Genomic DNA, 13,623 nt, shown 5'->3' with positions numbered 1-13,623 from the left:
CCGGAAGGATGGCCTCGAGCCGCCTCACGCCCAACAGCCAGTCCACGAAAAGCCCGGTTATTGGAGGTGTCCAGCTTTGACGCTGGCTCAAAACATGTCGTGAGCTATTTCGTCGGCGGCGCGAACGGCTGCCGTCTCACCATGATGGTCATCGATTCCGCGCTGGAGGAGGATCCGACGCCGGCGACCCAGGCAACGCGTCTCGTCGTCACCGTCACGGACGGAAAAGCGGCGTTTTTCGACTCTGCCGTCGGCACATCCCTGCGCTTCAATTGCGCCGCTGGCGCAGAGACCATGCGCGTGGACAAGATCAATCGAGTCGCGCACGCTCCAGCGGAGTAGCATCAGAAAGCGGCGCGTCCCATGACGCGCCGCGTTACTCAAAAGGCCCAGAAATGCCCGCGCGTCAGTGCGATAGGAATTTGAACGGCTCGGCGGGAACGAATTTGTCCGAAACTTCGCCTGCCAGAAGCGGGCTGCCCGCAAGGTCGAGCTTCGCGGGCTTGGCGCCCGGTTCGAGCTTCAATTTCGTCAGCTCGACCCAGAAAATCGAAGGGTTCAGCGTCGGCTCGAAATAATAGAGCCGATCCTTGATGTCGGTGACCGAACGCCACCGCGTCGAGGCGATGTTCGGCTCCTGCGGCGTGGATATCCCAAGCGGCACCGAGACGTTTCGAATGATCGAAAAGACGCTGGCGATCGCCACGCGCTTGTCGTCGACTTTCGGCGTCGCGTTCAAGTTCCAGCTGGCGCGGGCGAAGCGATCGGACGCGCGATGCGTGCCGGGAAGGAAATTCGACCCGCCGATCTCGACCCAATAGGTGTTAAGGGCGAGCTGCTGATCGAAAGGCGGGGAATTGGTCATCACCGTGTATTTAGGGTTGTGATGAATGACGAGCTTGCCGCCGAGATATTCGAGTATCGCGCTGTCGCCAGATTGATCGGCCAGCGCCATATGGCTCGCCGCTTTGACGCCGCCGGGAAGATCGGGCGCGACGATCGCGAAGGGCTCCTTTTGCAGCGCCTTCACCGCATCAGCGACGTTCGCGTAATTGTCGAGAACATATTGCGCCCAGCCGCCGACGGACAGCAGCGGCTTCTTGGAGGCTTTCGGGTCTCCGTAATCCGCCTCGGCGAGATAGAGAAGATTAACCGCGAGCCCTGCGTCATTCATGCCTTCAGCCGTGGCCGCGTTGTAAAAGTCGGCGATGAGCGAACCGTGTTTCGAGGTCCATTTGATCGACCCCGGCCCGACGCCGCCGTCGCGCGCCATGCCGCGCGGGAAGGACCACAAGTTTGTTCGCGGATCGACGTCCCAGTCCATCGTCCGGCCCACAAGATAGTCCTTATCGCTGGTCCCATAGAGCACGCGCGTGCAGGCTTCGGCGCTCCCGCACATCGATGCGATCGCAACGGCGGCCGCCAGAAGCCCTTTTGCGAATTGCCTGTCCATATCGAATTCCTTTCAATTAAGTCCGTTTGGAGAGTGAACCGCTTTTGTGTTCAGGGCGCCACCTCGATCTGCGCGTCGGCGCCCATGAGCTTGCCGAGCGCCTTCAGACGATTGAGCACGCGCTCGCTCGCAAGATCGGCGTAAGCGGCAGGCAAAGTGAGCGTCGCCGCGCGATCGCAGACCCGCAAGCGCGTGCGCGGCAGCACGCCGGGCATCGACGCTGACAACAAATAGGCGACCCGCATGAGCGCCCCGAGAATGCGCGCGCGCGCGAACAGACGTGTCGTCAACAGGGTGCGCAGATCCGCAAGGCCTTCCGCCCCGTCGAGCCCTTCGTGGCGGAAGACGATTGCAAGCGACAGGAAGGCGCGGCCCGGATGATCAATGGCGACGAACGGCCCCTGCGTGACGATGTTCATGGCGCGCTGCGCACGATATTCCGGATGGGCGCGCCAAGCGATGTCGGAGAGCAGACAGGCGGCGTGGCGCAGCCGGCGCTCCTCGTCGGTTTCATCAATGCCGCTCTTTTCCATATAGGCGTCCGTCCAATCAATGAGATCGTCGCCATAGCCCGGCGCGCGCGCGAAAGTCACTTCCAATTCGCGCGTCGCCGCGAGCAAGGGGTCGACGCGACGCTCGGCCGACGACAGGCGCTCATACAACATTCCTTCGCGCACGCCCGCGGCTGAAATGACGATTTCGCGAGGCTTGGCGCGGCGGATGATCTCGTCAAGCACGATCGCGCCATAGGCAAGCAGAGGCCGGCGCGCCGCCGAAACGAAATCAATGTCCTCGAGCGCCTCGCTGTCGATATGTTCGACAAGTTCAGCGAAGTCGGCGGCTTCGCTCGTCTGGATGCGGTAATGATGCATGACGCCGAGCGCATAGTTGCGCTGACGCATATGGAGTTTGGCGAGCGATCGCCAGGTGCCGCCGACCGCGTAAAAGGTGCGGCCCTTGAGAAGATCGAGCGGCTTCGCGTCGGCGATCGCCTTGCGGGCGATGCGCGTCGCCTCGCGCATCGAGCGCCGCGAGGCGTCCATCAACGCGAGTCCGCCGAGCGGCAGGGTGATCCCCTTGCCGAGCGTTTCCTTGTGGACATCGATGAGTTCGAGCGAGCCGCCGCCGAGATCGCCCACGACGCCGTCCGGCTCATGGATCGCCGAAATGACGCCAAGCGCGGAAAGCTCCGCCTCGCGGCGGCCCGAAAGCAGCGAAATGTCGCGCTGAATGGCGTCGCGCGCCGCGTCCAGAAAAACGTCGCCATTCTTGGCTCCGCGCACCGCCGCTGTGGCGATCACCTCGATGTCGTCGACGCCCATCGTCTCGCAAAGCGTCCGATAGCGGCGCAGCGCCTTCATCGCCTTGTCGACGCCCTCATCAGGAAGTCGGCCTGTGGTGACGACGCCCTTGCCGAGACCGCACATCGCCTTTTCGTTGAAGATCGGGGTCAGCGCGCGCGCGAGCGCCTGATAGGCGACAAGCCGCACCGAATTCGAGCCGATGTCGACGATCGCGACAGGCTTGGGCGCGGAATCGGAGCGCTGCGTCGCGCCACGCGCCGCCGCCTCAAGCATTTTGGCCGCGCTTTAAGAGCGAGCGCGGCCGCCAGTCCTTGAGCGACTTGCCGCGACCCGATAGCGAGGGATTGGTCATGAAATATTTGTGCGCGTTAAACCGCTCCTCGCCTTCGGGCGGAACGATGCGCAGCGACGAGCCGTCCGGCAAGACACGATAGCTCTGCTCATTGTCGATCAGATTGGCGAGCATGATCTGATCGAGCACCTGCTGATGCACCGTCGGATTGACGATCGGCATCATCACCTCGACCCTTCGATCGAGATTGCGCTGCATCAGGTCGGCGGAAGAAATGTAGACGTGCGCGCGCGGATGCGGCAGCACATGGCCGCCGCCGAAGGCGTAAACACGCGCGTGTTCGAGAAAGCGGCCGACGATCGACTTCACGCGAATGTTGTCGGACAGTCCGGGAACGCCGGGCCGCAGACAGCAGATGCCGCGCACGATGAGTTCGATCGAGACGCCCGCTTGCGACGCCGCATAAAGAGCGTCGATGATTTCAGGATCAACAAGCGCGTTGCATTTGCCCCAGATCACGCCAGGCTTGCCGGCCTTCACGAAGGCGATTTCCTGGTCGATATGCTCGAGAAGTTTCTTCTTGAGCGAAATCGGCGACACCGACATGCGCTCAAGCCCGGCCGGCTCGGCATAGCCGGTGATGTAATTGAAGATGCGCGAGATGTCCCGTCCGATCACAGGGTCGGCGGTGAACACCGAAATGTCCGTATAGATGCGCGCCGTCACAGGGTGATAATTGCCGGTGCCGACATGGCAGTAGGTGACGAGGCCGCCGCCTTCCCGGCGCACGACGAGCGATAATTTGGCGTGCGTCTTGAGCTCGATGAAACCGAAGACGACTTGCGCGCCGGCGCGTTCGAGATCGCGCGCCCAGCGAATATTCGCTTCCTCGTCGAAGCGCGCCTTCAGTTCGACGAGCGCGGTGACGGATTTGCCCGCCTCCGCAGCCTCCACAAGCGCGCGCACGATCGGACTGTTGTTGGAGGTGCGATAGAGCGTCTGCTTGATGGCGATGACATTGGGATCGCGCGCCGCCTGTTGCAGGAACTGCACGACGACGTCGAAAGATTCGTACGGATGATGGACCGCGAGATCCTTCTGCTTGATCGCGAGGAAACAGTCGCCGCCATTGTCGCGCACCCGTTCCGGAAAGCGCGGGTTGTAGGGCTTGAATTTCAGTTCCGGCCGGTCGAGCGCGACGAGTTCGGAAAGATCGTTGAGGGCCAACATGCCGTCGATCTCGAAGGTCTCCGGTTCGTTGACATCGAGCTCCTCGGCCACGAGCGCGCGCAAGGTCGCCGGCATGTCCGCCGCCACTTCGAGCCGGATCACCGAACCGCGCCGACGCCGCTTCAACGCGGTCTCAAAAAGCAGCACGAGATCTTCGGCTTCTTCCTCGACTTCGAGATCGCTGTCGCGAATGACCCGGAACAGCCCCTGCGCCCGCAGCAAATAGCCAGGAAACAGCCGCTGCGCGTTCATCGCGATCAGCGTTTCGAGCAGCATGAAGCGCTCACGGCCGGCGACGCCCGTCGTCGCCGGCAAGCGCACGAAGCGCTCGATCTTCGGCGGCAGGCGGACCAGCGCCTGCAGCGTCTTGCGATCGCCGGGGCGCACCAGTTCGAGCGCCAATGTGAAGCCGAGATTGGGGATGAAAGGAAACGGATGCGCCGGATCGACCGCGAGCGGCGTCAGCACCGGAAACACGCGGCTGAGGAAATATTCCTCAAGCCACTCACGGTCGGCCTTGGAGACGTCGGCGGGCTCGACGATAATAATGCCGACGTCTTCAATCTCGGCGCGAAGCTCGCGCCAGCGCCGCAATTGCTCGCTCGTCAACAGCGTGACGCGCTCGGTGATCTTCGTCAGCTGCTCGGCGGGTGTCAGGCCGTCCTCGGAGCGCGCCGTCACGCCGGAGCGCACCTGCCCGCGAAGGCCGGCGACGCGCACCATGAAGAATTCGTCGAGATTATTGGCCGAGATGGATAGGAAACGCAGTTGCTCAAGCAATGGGTGATTGCGGTTGGAGGCCTCCTCCAGAACGCGGCGATTGAATTCCAGCCAGGACAGCTCTCGATTGATGAAGCGCTGTGGAGAGGCCGCAAGCTTGGCGGGATCCTCCACGAGAATCTCGTCGGCGCAATCCATCACGGCGATATCGGCGCCCGTGCGCTGGGCTGCGAGTTTATCCTGAATATGCAGCTTCATTTCCACTTCCCGTCCCGGCCATCATGCCACAGGCCTGTGCGGCGGCGAAATCCTTCGGCCAAATCCTTAAGTAAACTTCTCAATAACCTTAGCCGCGAGCGCCCGTGTGACAGGCCGCCCCTGCGCCAAAGCCTCGCGGTCGAGAGCGGCGACAAAGGCGCGGGCGGCGGCGAGAGAGCGCTCCAGCCTCAGCGCGGCGAAGGCCAGCGCCGGCGGTTCGACGAGGAGCTGCCGATCCGCGAAGAGCTTCACCAGAACCGCGCGCATCAACGTCTCGTCCGGCGCGCCGATTTCGACGATCGGGGCGCGGCGCAAACGCGACAACAGGTCGGGAAGCCGCGTATCTTCCGCCCGCGGCGGGCGGGCCGCGCTCATCAGCAGGAAGGCGCCGCTTTCGTTCACGAAATTCAGGAGATGGAACAACGTGGTTTCGTCCGCGACGCGCTCTACGTCGTCGATGACGATGGCGCGCGGCGCCTGCGCGACCAGCCCTTCCAGCGTCGGCAGGGCGTCGGGCGCAACGACAAGCGCGTCCGCCCGCGCCGCCCAAATGGCGCAGAGGTGGGACTTGCCCGCGCCGGCGGGCCCGATCAGCGCGAGAACCCGATCTGGCCAATCCGGCCAGCGTTCGATCATCTCGAGCGCCGCCCGGTTCGATGCGGCGGGCAGAAACTCTTCACGTCCGAAGCGCGGCGTCGTCGGCAGGTCGAGCGGCAACTGACGTCCTGGCTCACGTTTCCCCGGCGCGCCGGCCTTTGTCATGCGCGGTCGGGGATCGGGTGCTGATAGAGCGCGCTCCCACGGTAGCGTTTTGCAAGAAAGCGCATGAAGGCGCCGAGCGCCGCCGCGACAGGCACGGCGACGATAAGGCCCGTAAATCCGAAAAGCGCGCCGAAGGCCAGCAAGGCGAACATGATCCAGACCGGATGCAGCCCGACGGAGGCGCCGACGAGCCGCGGCGACAGCACATAGCCGTCCATGATCAGTCCGGTCGTCACGATCGCCACCGCCTCGATCGGCAAATGGACGTGCGGCCAGCCCTGAACGATCGCGACGATGATCGATAGAACGAAGGCGGTGACGGAGCCGACGTAGGGGATGAAGCTCAGAAAACCCGCGATGACGCCGATGAGGAACCCGAAATTCAGCCCGATCGCCGAAAGCCCGCCCGCATACCAGACGCCAAGGAACAGGCAGACAAGCGACTGTCCGCGCACGAAGCCGGCCAGCGCGCGATCGATGTCGCGGGCGAGCGAGCGCACGTCCTCGCGATGGCGCGGCGGAATCAGATCGTCGATGATGGCGACCATGTGATCCCAATCGACCAGCATATAGAAGGCGACGACCGGCGTGATCACGATGAGCGAGATCACGTTGATGAGCGCATATCCCCGCCACAGCAGCGATTTCACGAAATCGCCGAGCAACGTCGCGCCCTGGCTCGTGAGATCGTTTATATATTTTTGCGCATCGAATGACGCCGCGGCGCCGCCCAGCCCGAATTCCTGCAACCAGCCATTGATGGAATCGCTGGTAAAGCGCTCGCTCCATTGCGTCAGGAGGCCATGCAGCGTCTGCAAATAGCCCGGCAGCGAGGTGATGAAGCCCGCGAGCTGATGCGAAAGAATCGGAACCAGAATGACGGCCGCGGTCCCGACGACCAAAAGAAAGACGACGAGGAGGAGACCCGCAGCGCCCAATCTCGACAGGCCCAGCCGCTGCAGCCGGTCAGCCACGGGGTCGAGCAGATAGCCGAGCGCGGTTCCGGCGACAAAGGGCGCAAGCACCGGGCTCAAGAAATAGAGCGACAGGCCTAGCGCCAGAAGCGTCAAGCCCCAGAGCCCGAGCTGCCATTCGAGGCTCAGTCCCGCCCATTGCAGCTGCTGCATCTCGGCGTCGTCGCCAGCGTCGAGAGGCGGCGGAATGACCGCCGGCTGCGCAGTATCGAAGCCGAGCGTCGGTTTTCTCTGTGACATGTCACAGCCTCATATGCTGGACCCAAAGCCACAGATAGACGCAGGCGGAAGCAACGGTCAATGCGGCGACGAGGGCGATGAGCGTTACGTTTAACAGCGGAATATGAAGGCCGTATGCCTGAACGGCCAGAACGACGCCCGCGAACACCAGTTGCGCGGCGGTGGTCGCCTTGGAAGAAAAATGTGGATGCACCTTCATCGGCCGCCCCATGAGCCACGACAGCGACACGGCGCCGGTGATCATGACGTCGCGAAACACCACCATGATTGCGAGCCACGCCGGCAGCGCGTCGACGATCGCGAGCGTCACGTACATTGAAACGATCAGCGCCTTGTCTGCGATGGGATCGAGAATCGCGCCGAGTTCCGATTGGAGATGATAGGTCCGGGCCAGCCAACCGTCGAGGGCGTCTGACAGGCCGGCGACGGCGAACAGCAGGAAGGCGGCGGTCCATTGCCGCTCGACGATCAAGATGATCGCCGCCGGCGTCAGCACGAGACGGCCGATGGTGATGAAATTCGGAAGAGAAGCGAACCAATTGTGAGTCATGATGCATTATCTGGCGCGCGCGCCCTGCTTGTCATCACTTGGCCATCGCGCCGCGCGCGCCTGGAGGAAACAAGCGCCGCCAGTCCGAGCGCTACGGCGACGAGCGCCAGAAGCAGCGTCGAAATGGCGTTGATCTGCGGCGAAACGCCCAACCGCACTTGTGAGTAGATGCGCATCGGCAGCGTCGTCGCGCCAGGGCCCGTCGCGAAACTGGCGATGACAAGGTCGTCGAGAGAAAGCGTGAACGCCAGAAGATAAGCGGTGACGATCGCCGGCGCGATCTGCGGCAACGCCACGCGGACAAAGGCTCCGAACGGCGTCGCCCCCAGATCCATCGCCGCTTCTTCGAGCGCCGGATCGCTGTCGCGCAGCGCCGCGAGAATCGCGACCGTCGTGAAACACATTGTCAACGTAACATGACCGATGACCAGCGTGATGAAGCCTCGTCCGACCCCGAACGCGACGAAACACGTCAGCAGCGCGAGGCCGAGCACGACCTCCGGCAGAACCAGCGGGGCATGAACGGCGCCGAAAAACAGCATGCGCGTGCGAAAGCGTCCAAAACGCGCGAGCGATATGGCGGCCAGAAGGCCTAGCAGAGTCGCGATGGTGGCCGAGATCAGCGCGGCGGCGAGGCTGATCTTCGCCGAATGTAGAAGCTGCTCATTCTCCAGGAGCGCCGCATACCATTTCGTCGAAAATCCGCCCCACACGGAAACGAGACGCGACGCGTTGAAGCTCATGACCGCGAGAATGGCGATCGGGGCGTAAAGGAAGAGAAAGCCCATAAAAAGGGTCGCGCGACGCGCCCAGGAGACGACCGCGCTCATCGGGCGTCGTCCTCATCGGCAAGCCGCGCCCGTTCCCACAGCAGCAGCGGAATCATCAACACAGCGACGAGCGCGATCGCCGCGGCCGAGGCCGCCGGCCAGTCGTGGTTGGAGAAGAAGTCGTTCCATAAGGTTCGCCCGATCATCAGCGTCTCGGAGCCGCCGAGGAGATCCGGAATGACGAATTCGCCGACCGCCGGAATGAAGACGAGAAGCGCGCCCGCAACCACGCCTTCACGCGAGAGCGGCAGCGTCACGCGCAAGAAAACATGCGCCGGCGACGCCCCCAGATCCGCCGCCGCCTCGCGAAGGCTGGGGTCCTGGCGCTCCAGCGCCGCGTAGAGCGGCAACAGCATGAAGGGCAGATAGGAGTAGACGATGCCGATAACGACAGCGCCCGTTGTCGCGAACATCTGCAGCGGCGCGCTAATGAGCCCCAGCGCCAACAGCGCATTGTTGATCAGCCCCTCGTCCTTCAAAAGCGCGATCCAGGCGTAGACCCGGATGAGAAAGCTCGTCCAGAACGGGGCCGCAGCAAGGCCGATGAGCATGGGACGCAGGCGCTCGGGCGCGCGCGCCATCGCGAGCGCGAAAGGATAGGCGATGATCAGCGTGATCAGCGTCGAGACCGCGGCGATGGTGAGCGAGGACAGATAGGATTCGAGATAAAGCGTATCGCTCATCAGCGCGCGATAGGCGTCGAACGAAAAGGTCTGCGCCTTGGCCCAGATGGCGGCCAAACCGTCGGAAGGCTCGAAAATCGGCCGATAGGGCGGGCGCGCCAGCACCGACTGCGAAACGGAAATCTTGGCGATGAGCAACATCGGCGCAAGGAAAAAGGCGCCGATCCACAGATAAGGCGCCGCGATCACGAGCCGCTCGCCCAGCGAGAGTCTGCGGCGCGCGCTCATCTGGCGCCCTCGCTGCGCGCGGCGCATGGGGCGCCCTCATCCTGAGGAGCGCCTGAAAGGCGCGTCTCGAAGGACGAGGGCCTCCACAAGGTGAGGACAGCCTTAGGGCGCCGGGTTCGTCCTTTGAGCCTCATCCTCACAGCTCCTCCTTGAGAAGCGTTCCCGCGCCAGGCGGGAAGCTGAGCCTCACTGGGTCGCCGATTGCGTGGCGCTCGCCATGGCCCGCCGCCGCCCGTAGGACGATGTTGCTGGCGACGCGCACCCGCAGCAGCGTCGTTTCGCCGCGAAAGACGAAGTTCTCAACGACGCCTGCGATTCCTTCGCCCTCGCGCGCAACGCCAATGCGCTCGGGGCGCACGCTGAGCGTCGCCTGCGCGCCATCGGGAAAATTTCCAGGCTCGCAGGGGATTCGTCCGAACGCGGCGATCAGCGCCGCAGCGCCATTGCGCTCCAAGCGCCCCTCGATGAAATTGGTTTCGCCGACGAAGCCGGCGACGAAGCGTGTCGCCGGGCGGTCGTAAATCTCCATCGGCCCGGCGACCTGCTCCACCCTGCCCGCCCGCATCACCGCAATGCGGTCGGCGAGCGCCAGCGCCTCGTCCTGATCATGCGTGACGATGACGAAGCTCGTCTGCGTCAGCCGCTGGATTTCCTTGAGCTGAAACTGCGTCTCTTCGCGCAGCTTGCGATCGAGCGCGGCCAGCGGCTCGTCGAGCAACAGCATTTTCGGACGCGGCGCGAGCGCCCGCGCCAGCGCGACGCGCTGCTTCTGTCCGCCGGACAGCTCGTCGATTCTGCGATGGCCAAAAGCCGAAAGCTGCGTCATCGCAAGCAATTCGTTGACGCGCGCGTCGATGGCGTCTTTCTTCCCACCCTGCCGTCGCAGACCGAAGGCGATGTTCTCAAAGACATTGAGATGCGGAAACAGCGCATAGGACTGAAACATCATGTTCACGGGTCGCCGATAGGGCGGCACGCCAGAAAGATCGACGCCGCTCAGCGCGATCGTTCCGGCGTCCGGCGATTCGAAACCCGCGATGCAGCGCATCAGCGTGGTTTTGCCGCAGCCCGACGGTCCCAGCAGCGCGAAGAATTCGCCGGCCCCGAGGTCGAGCGATACGTTCTCGAGCGCAATGACGGCGCCGAATTTTTTGCTGACGCTTTTAATCGACAGCAGCGGCGCGCTCACCCGCCAGCCTCGTCGCGACGAAACTCGGCGCGCCAGTGGCGCGCGAGCCCGCCGCTTGCCGGAATATCTTCCAGTGAAACAAGCCGAAGACCGTCGACGGCGAACGCCTCGATGTCCCTCTGCGCGAGCGGCCATGGCGGGCCGCCAAGGTCTTCGCCATCGTCGCGCGCCCGCGAGATGACGAGCAGCGTTCCGCCCGGCGCGACGAAGGCGGCGAGCGCCCGCGCGGCGTCAGGCAGAAGCGCTTCCGGCAGCGCCTGCAGCGTATACAGCTCGTGCACGAGATCGAAGGCGCCGCGCCATTCAGATGGCGCAGCGAAGAGATCGGCGACACGATAGTCGACCTTGGTCTCCGGAAAGCGCTCGCGCGCCCATTGCACGGCGCGTTCGACGAGATCGAAGGCGGTAACGCGCGCGCCGGCGCGCGCTAGCGCTTCGGCGTTGTCGCCCAGTCCGCAGCCGACGTCGAGCGCGCGAAGGCCGACGAGCGAGCGCGCGGCCAGCCAATCTTCAAGCAGCGGGCGCGGCTCAAGATGCGCCCAGGGCACTGCGGCCGGATCGTCCTCGGCGAGAGCGTAGACCGCCTCGAACCATTCCTGGCGCTTGGGATCCGCCTCGATCCCGCCGGGACGCTTATGCGGATCAACGGCGTCGAGTCTTTCGCGCGCCCGGGCGCGGCGCTCGGCGAAATCTTCGCTTAGAGCGCGCTGCGAAAAAGTGGAATCCGGTTTTTCGCCTGGAGCGCGCTCTTTGCCTTTGGAATCGATCACGTCATCTGCATCTGGGCGATCCCGCCCAGATGCGGCGTGATCTACGCTTTCGGTTCGCGCGCCTTCTCTTCCCATCCGCCGCTCTCGCTCTGCTGGTGATAGACGAGGCTATAGCCCAGATCGCGCAGTTCTTTCCATTGCGCGCGCGCGTCGGCAAGTTCGGCGTCGTCGCGCCCGTCGAAAAGCAGCGCGGCGCGTTCGCGCGGCGCGCCAGCGCCGGCGAGCGCCGGGACGATGCGCGCGCCCTCGATGAAGAACCGCACATCGGCATTATTGGGATTGTCGTTCTCGCAGGTGAGATAGATCGGCTGCGCCTCCGGCGCGCCGTCCGCTTTCGTCCCGTGCGGGAGAAAGCTTTCCGGACGGTACGACCAGAGATCGGCGTCGAGCCGCTGGAGGCGCGTTTCGCTCATCGCCTGCACGATGGCGCGCCAGCCGCGCGCGCGTGAACGCTCGAGGAGCATTGGCAGCGTCTGCTCTACCGTGGCGCGGGTGAGATGATAGAAGGCGATCTCGGGCATGTCGGGCGGCTTTCGCTCCCGGCTATGTCGGAACTCTCCGCCTCACGCAAGTTCGACGGGCGACAGCCTGGTCCAGGGCAGTCGCTGGACTTGACTGACCATCGCTTGGCCTGCGCAGCGAGCCTGAGCGAAAACCTTAAGTCTCGCCCGGCGTCCAGGAGGGCGGATCACTTGCCGGAAAAGATTCGAGGCCGGCCTGGTAGACGTCGTCCTTCGGCGCCTCCCAAATCACGCTGATGGTCAGGGCGTTTTTGACTTTGAGGGGCGAAGAGGCCGTTGAAGCGGCGTATTCCGCCTCCATCCATTCAGCCGCCGAGGCGACGGAGCCCTTCAACACGACTTCTCCCTCCACGATCTCGACCGAGATCGACTTGGCGTCCGCCAGAGGGCTTTTGTCGAGAGCCTCGCGGACGGCGTCGCGAAGCCCTGCTGTGTCCATACCGGTCATCGCAGCCTCGGCCAAAAGCGCCTCGGCCCGAAGGCTGAGGCGCGCGCTTTGCAGCTCTACATATGGGCTGTGGTGACCGATCGTTCCATGGGCTTCGTAAAGCCGATCGCGAGCAGGACGACAGCGAGAACCGCATGCAGCCAGTGGTCGGCGTGGTTCATCGCGACCAGCCCGCCGAACTCGGCGACGTTCGGCGCAATGAAGCCCAGGATGGCGATCGCTGCATAGAGTATGGCCACTGTGCGAATCATGAGGACCGGGACGCCGAAATAGGGGCTGAGCAGCAAGAGCGCTCCGGTGATGAGGTGCACGAAGTTATGGGCTGCATTCACGTGGAAGTAGCCGCCGTCATAGACGATCGGATTGGGGACGAACCCCAGCAGGCCGACCGCCACGAACACGACGCCGAGTATGGTCGCGATGAAATCGGCGTTCCATCGAGATTCGATCATGATGCGTTCCTTTCAGTCCAGGACCAACTGAACTGAGCATCAGATTGGGCGGCGGGTAAGCTTTTCCAATTAAAAATAGGCAATGACAATAATAATTGTGAAGCTATAGCGAGAATGGCGAAGCTAAAACGTTAGAAATACTTTAGGCATTTGGCCGGGTTGACGGGCAATTATGCACTTGAGTTAGCAAATGAGCGATGATACTGATTCGGTCGACAGGCCGGCGCTAAAACCAAGTGAAATTGAAGTCACGCCAGAGATGATCAAGGCGGGTATGGAAGAGTATGCCTCTCGTTGGAGAGGGTTGCGTGACGCTGATGACGCTGTTGCAGAAGAGATGCTAGCGGCGGCATATAAATCTATGGTTCTGGCATCGCATCAACTTCGGTGAATATTTTATCAAGCCATTGGATGTGGCTTAGTATGTCAGAAAAAAGACGACGTAATTGTTCTATGTCAGATTCTAAAATTTCAAATTTAAATAATCTCCTAGCAGATACCTCTGTTTTAGTCACGCTGCCGTCATCGTCTTCGCACCAAGGGTCATGAATTACCCTATTCCGCTTCTCTGATAGAGCGGCGGTTGATTTGGCGAACTTTTCGAATTCTCCATTCATCATGGATGCTCCGCGCAATTTTGAAATCGCAATAAAGGCATCTATCTTTCTGGCGGAGCCGATAACTTGGGATGTTAGGCAAAATCCATAGAGAGCGTCCAT

16 protein-coding genes are annotated in these 13,623 nt (G+C 62.8%); 2 read left to right on the top strand and 14 right to left on the bottom strand.

Annotated features, from left to right (window positions below):
* Positions 1-342 (top strand): hypothetical protein (locus HUN39_RS13260; RefSeq protein WP_232366084.1); only part of this gene is annotated, 342 nt, incomplete at its 5' end.
* A gap of 64 nt (positions 343-406) precedes the next feature.
* Here HUN39_RS13260 and HUN39_RS13255 read toward each other — a convergent pair.
* The 13 genes from HUN39_RS13255 to HUN39_RS13195 all read right to left on the bottom strand — a co-directional run bounded on the left by HUN39_RS13255 (position 407) and on the right by HUN39_RS13195 (position 12,904).
* The gene (locus HUN39_RS13255) at positions 407-1,453 is read right to left on the bottom strand and encodes a linear amide C-N hydrolase (protein WP_175094976.1); all 1,047 of its coding nucleotides are present in this window, start codon (positions 1,451-1,453) and stop codon (positions 407-409) included.
* A gap of 50 nt (positions 1,454-1,503) precedes the next feature.
* Positions 1,504-3,030, bottom strand: a complete 1,527-nt coding sequence (ppx, locus tag HUN39_RS13250) for an exopolyphosphatase (protein WP_175094975.1) — start codon at positions 3,028-3,030, stop codon at positions 1,504-1,506.
* On the bottom strand, positions 3,023-5,257 hold the full coding sequence (locus HUN39_RS13245) for an RNA degradosome polyphosphate kinase (RefSeq protein ID WP_175094974.1): 2,235 nt from the start codon (positions 5,255-5,257) through the stop codon (positions 3,023-3,025). The genes ppx and HUN39_RS13245 overlap by 8 nt, the downstream gene beginning before the upstream one ends.
* Before the next feature lie 66 nt (positions 5,258-5,323).
* Complete coding sequence (locus tag HUN39_RS13240) at positions 5,324-6,019, bottom strand: P-loop NTPase family protein (RefSeq protein WP_175094973.1); 696 nt, start codon at positions 6,017-6,019, stop codon at positions 5,324-5,326.
* Positions 6,016-7,233, bottom strand: a complete 1,218-nt coding sequence (locus HUN39_RS13235) for an AI-2E family transporter (RefSeq protein WP_175094972.1) — start codon at positions 7,231-7,233, stop codon at positions 6,016-6,018. Before HUN39_RS13235 ends, HUN39_RS13240 begins: the two co-directional genes overlap by 4 nt.
* Before the next feature lies 1 nt (position 7,234).
* Positions 7,235-7,783 carry a CDP-alcohol phosphatidyltransferase family protein gene (locus HUN39_RS13230; RefSeq protein ID WP_175094971.1) on the bottom strand — a complete coding sequence of 183 codons (549 nt, stop codon included), beginning with the start codon at positions 7,781-7,783 and terminating at the stop codon, positions 7,235-7,237.
* On the bottom strand, positions 7,780-8,613 hold the full coding sequence (locus HUN39_RS13225; protein ID WP_175094970.1) for an ABC transporter permease: 834 nt from the start codon (positions 8,611-8,613) through the stop codon (positions 7,780-7,782). Before HUN39_RS13225 ends, HUN39_RS13230 begins: the two co-directional genes overlap by 4 nt.
* Positions 8,610-9,524, bottom strand: a complete 915-nt coding sequence (locus HUN39_RS13220) for an ABC transporter permease (RefSeq protein WP_175094969.1) — start codon at positions 9,522-9,524, stop codon at positions 8,610-8,612. The genes HUN39_RS13225 and HUN39_RS13220 overlap by 4 nt, the downstream gene beginning before the upstream one ends.
* A 136-nt stretch (positions 9,525-9,660) precedes the next feature.
* Positions 9,661-10,713: an ABC transporter ATP-binding protein gene (locus tag HUN39_RS13215; RefSeq protein WP_175094968.1), complete on the bottom strand. Its 1,053-nt coding sequence runs from the start codon at positions 10,711-10,713 to the stop codon at positions 9,661-9,663.
* Positions 10,710-11,483, bottom strand: a complete 774-nt coding sequence (locus HUN39_RS13210; protein WP_175094967.1) for a class I SAM-dependent methyltransferase — start codon at positions 11,481-11,483, stop codon at positions 10,710-10,712. The genes HUN39_RS13215 and HUN39_RS13210 overlap by 4 nt, the downstream gene beginning before the upstream one ends.
* A gap of 41 nt (positions 11,484-11,524) precedes the next feature.
* Positions 11,525-12,004 carry a DNA polymerase III subunit chi gene (locus HUN39_RS13205; protein ID WP_175094966.1) on the bottom strand — a complete coding sequence of 160 codons (480 nt, stop codon included), beginning with the start codon at positions 12,002-12,004 and terminating at the stop codon, positions 11,525-11,527.
* A 136-nt stretch (positions 12,005-12,140) separates the two neighbouring features.
* Complete coding sequence (locus tag HUN39_RS13200) at positions 12,141-12,452, bottom strand: BON domain-containing protein (RefSeq protein ID WP_175094965.1); 312 nt, start codon at positions 12,450-12,452, stop codon at positions 12,141-12,143.
* A gap of 56 nt (positions 12,453-12,508) precedes the next feature.
* Entirely contained in the window at positions 12,509-12,904 is a 396-nt protein-coding gene (locus HUN39_RS13195; RefSeq protein ID WP_175094964.1) for a DUF4383 domain-containing protein, read from the bottom strand.
* Between the two features lie 190 nt (positions 12,905-13,094).
* Between HUN39_RS13195 and HUN39_RS13190 the strand changes: the two genes are divergently transcribed.
* The gene (locus tag HUN39_RS13190; RefSeq protein ID WP_175094963.1) at positions 13,095-13,295 is read left to right on the top strand and encodes a hypothetical protein; all 201 of its coding nucleotides are present in this window, start codon (positions 13,095-13,097) and stop codon (positions 13,293-13,295) included.
* Here the strand turns inward: HUN39_RS13190 and HUN39_RS13185 are convergent.
* Positions 13,264-13,623: a hypothetical protein gene (locus tag HUN39_RS13185; RefSeq protein WP_175094962.1), complete on the bottom strand. Its 360-nt coding sequence runs from the start codon at positions 13,621-13,623 to the stop codon at positions 13,264-13,266. The two genes, HUN39_RS13190 and HUN39_RS13185, sit on opposite strands and share 32 nt — an antisense overlap.

The sequence above is a fragment of the Methylocystis silviterrae genome (genome assembly GCF_013350005.1).
GTDB classification, from domain to species: domain Bacteria; phylum Pseudomonadota; class Alphaproteobacteria; order Rhizobiales; family Beijerinckiaceae; genus Methylocystis; species Methylocystis silviterrae.
Note: the sequence above shows the minus strand (reverse complement) of the source record. Positions and strands in the feature narration are given on the sequence as shown.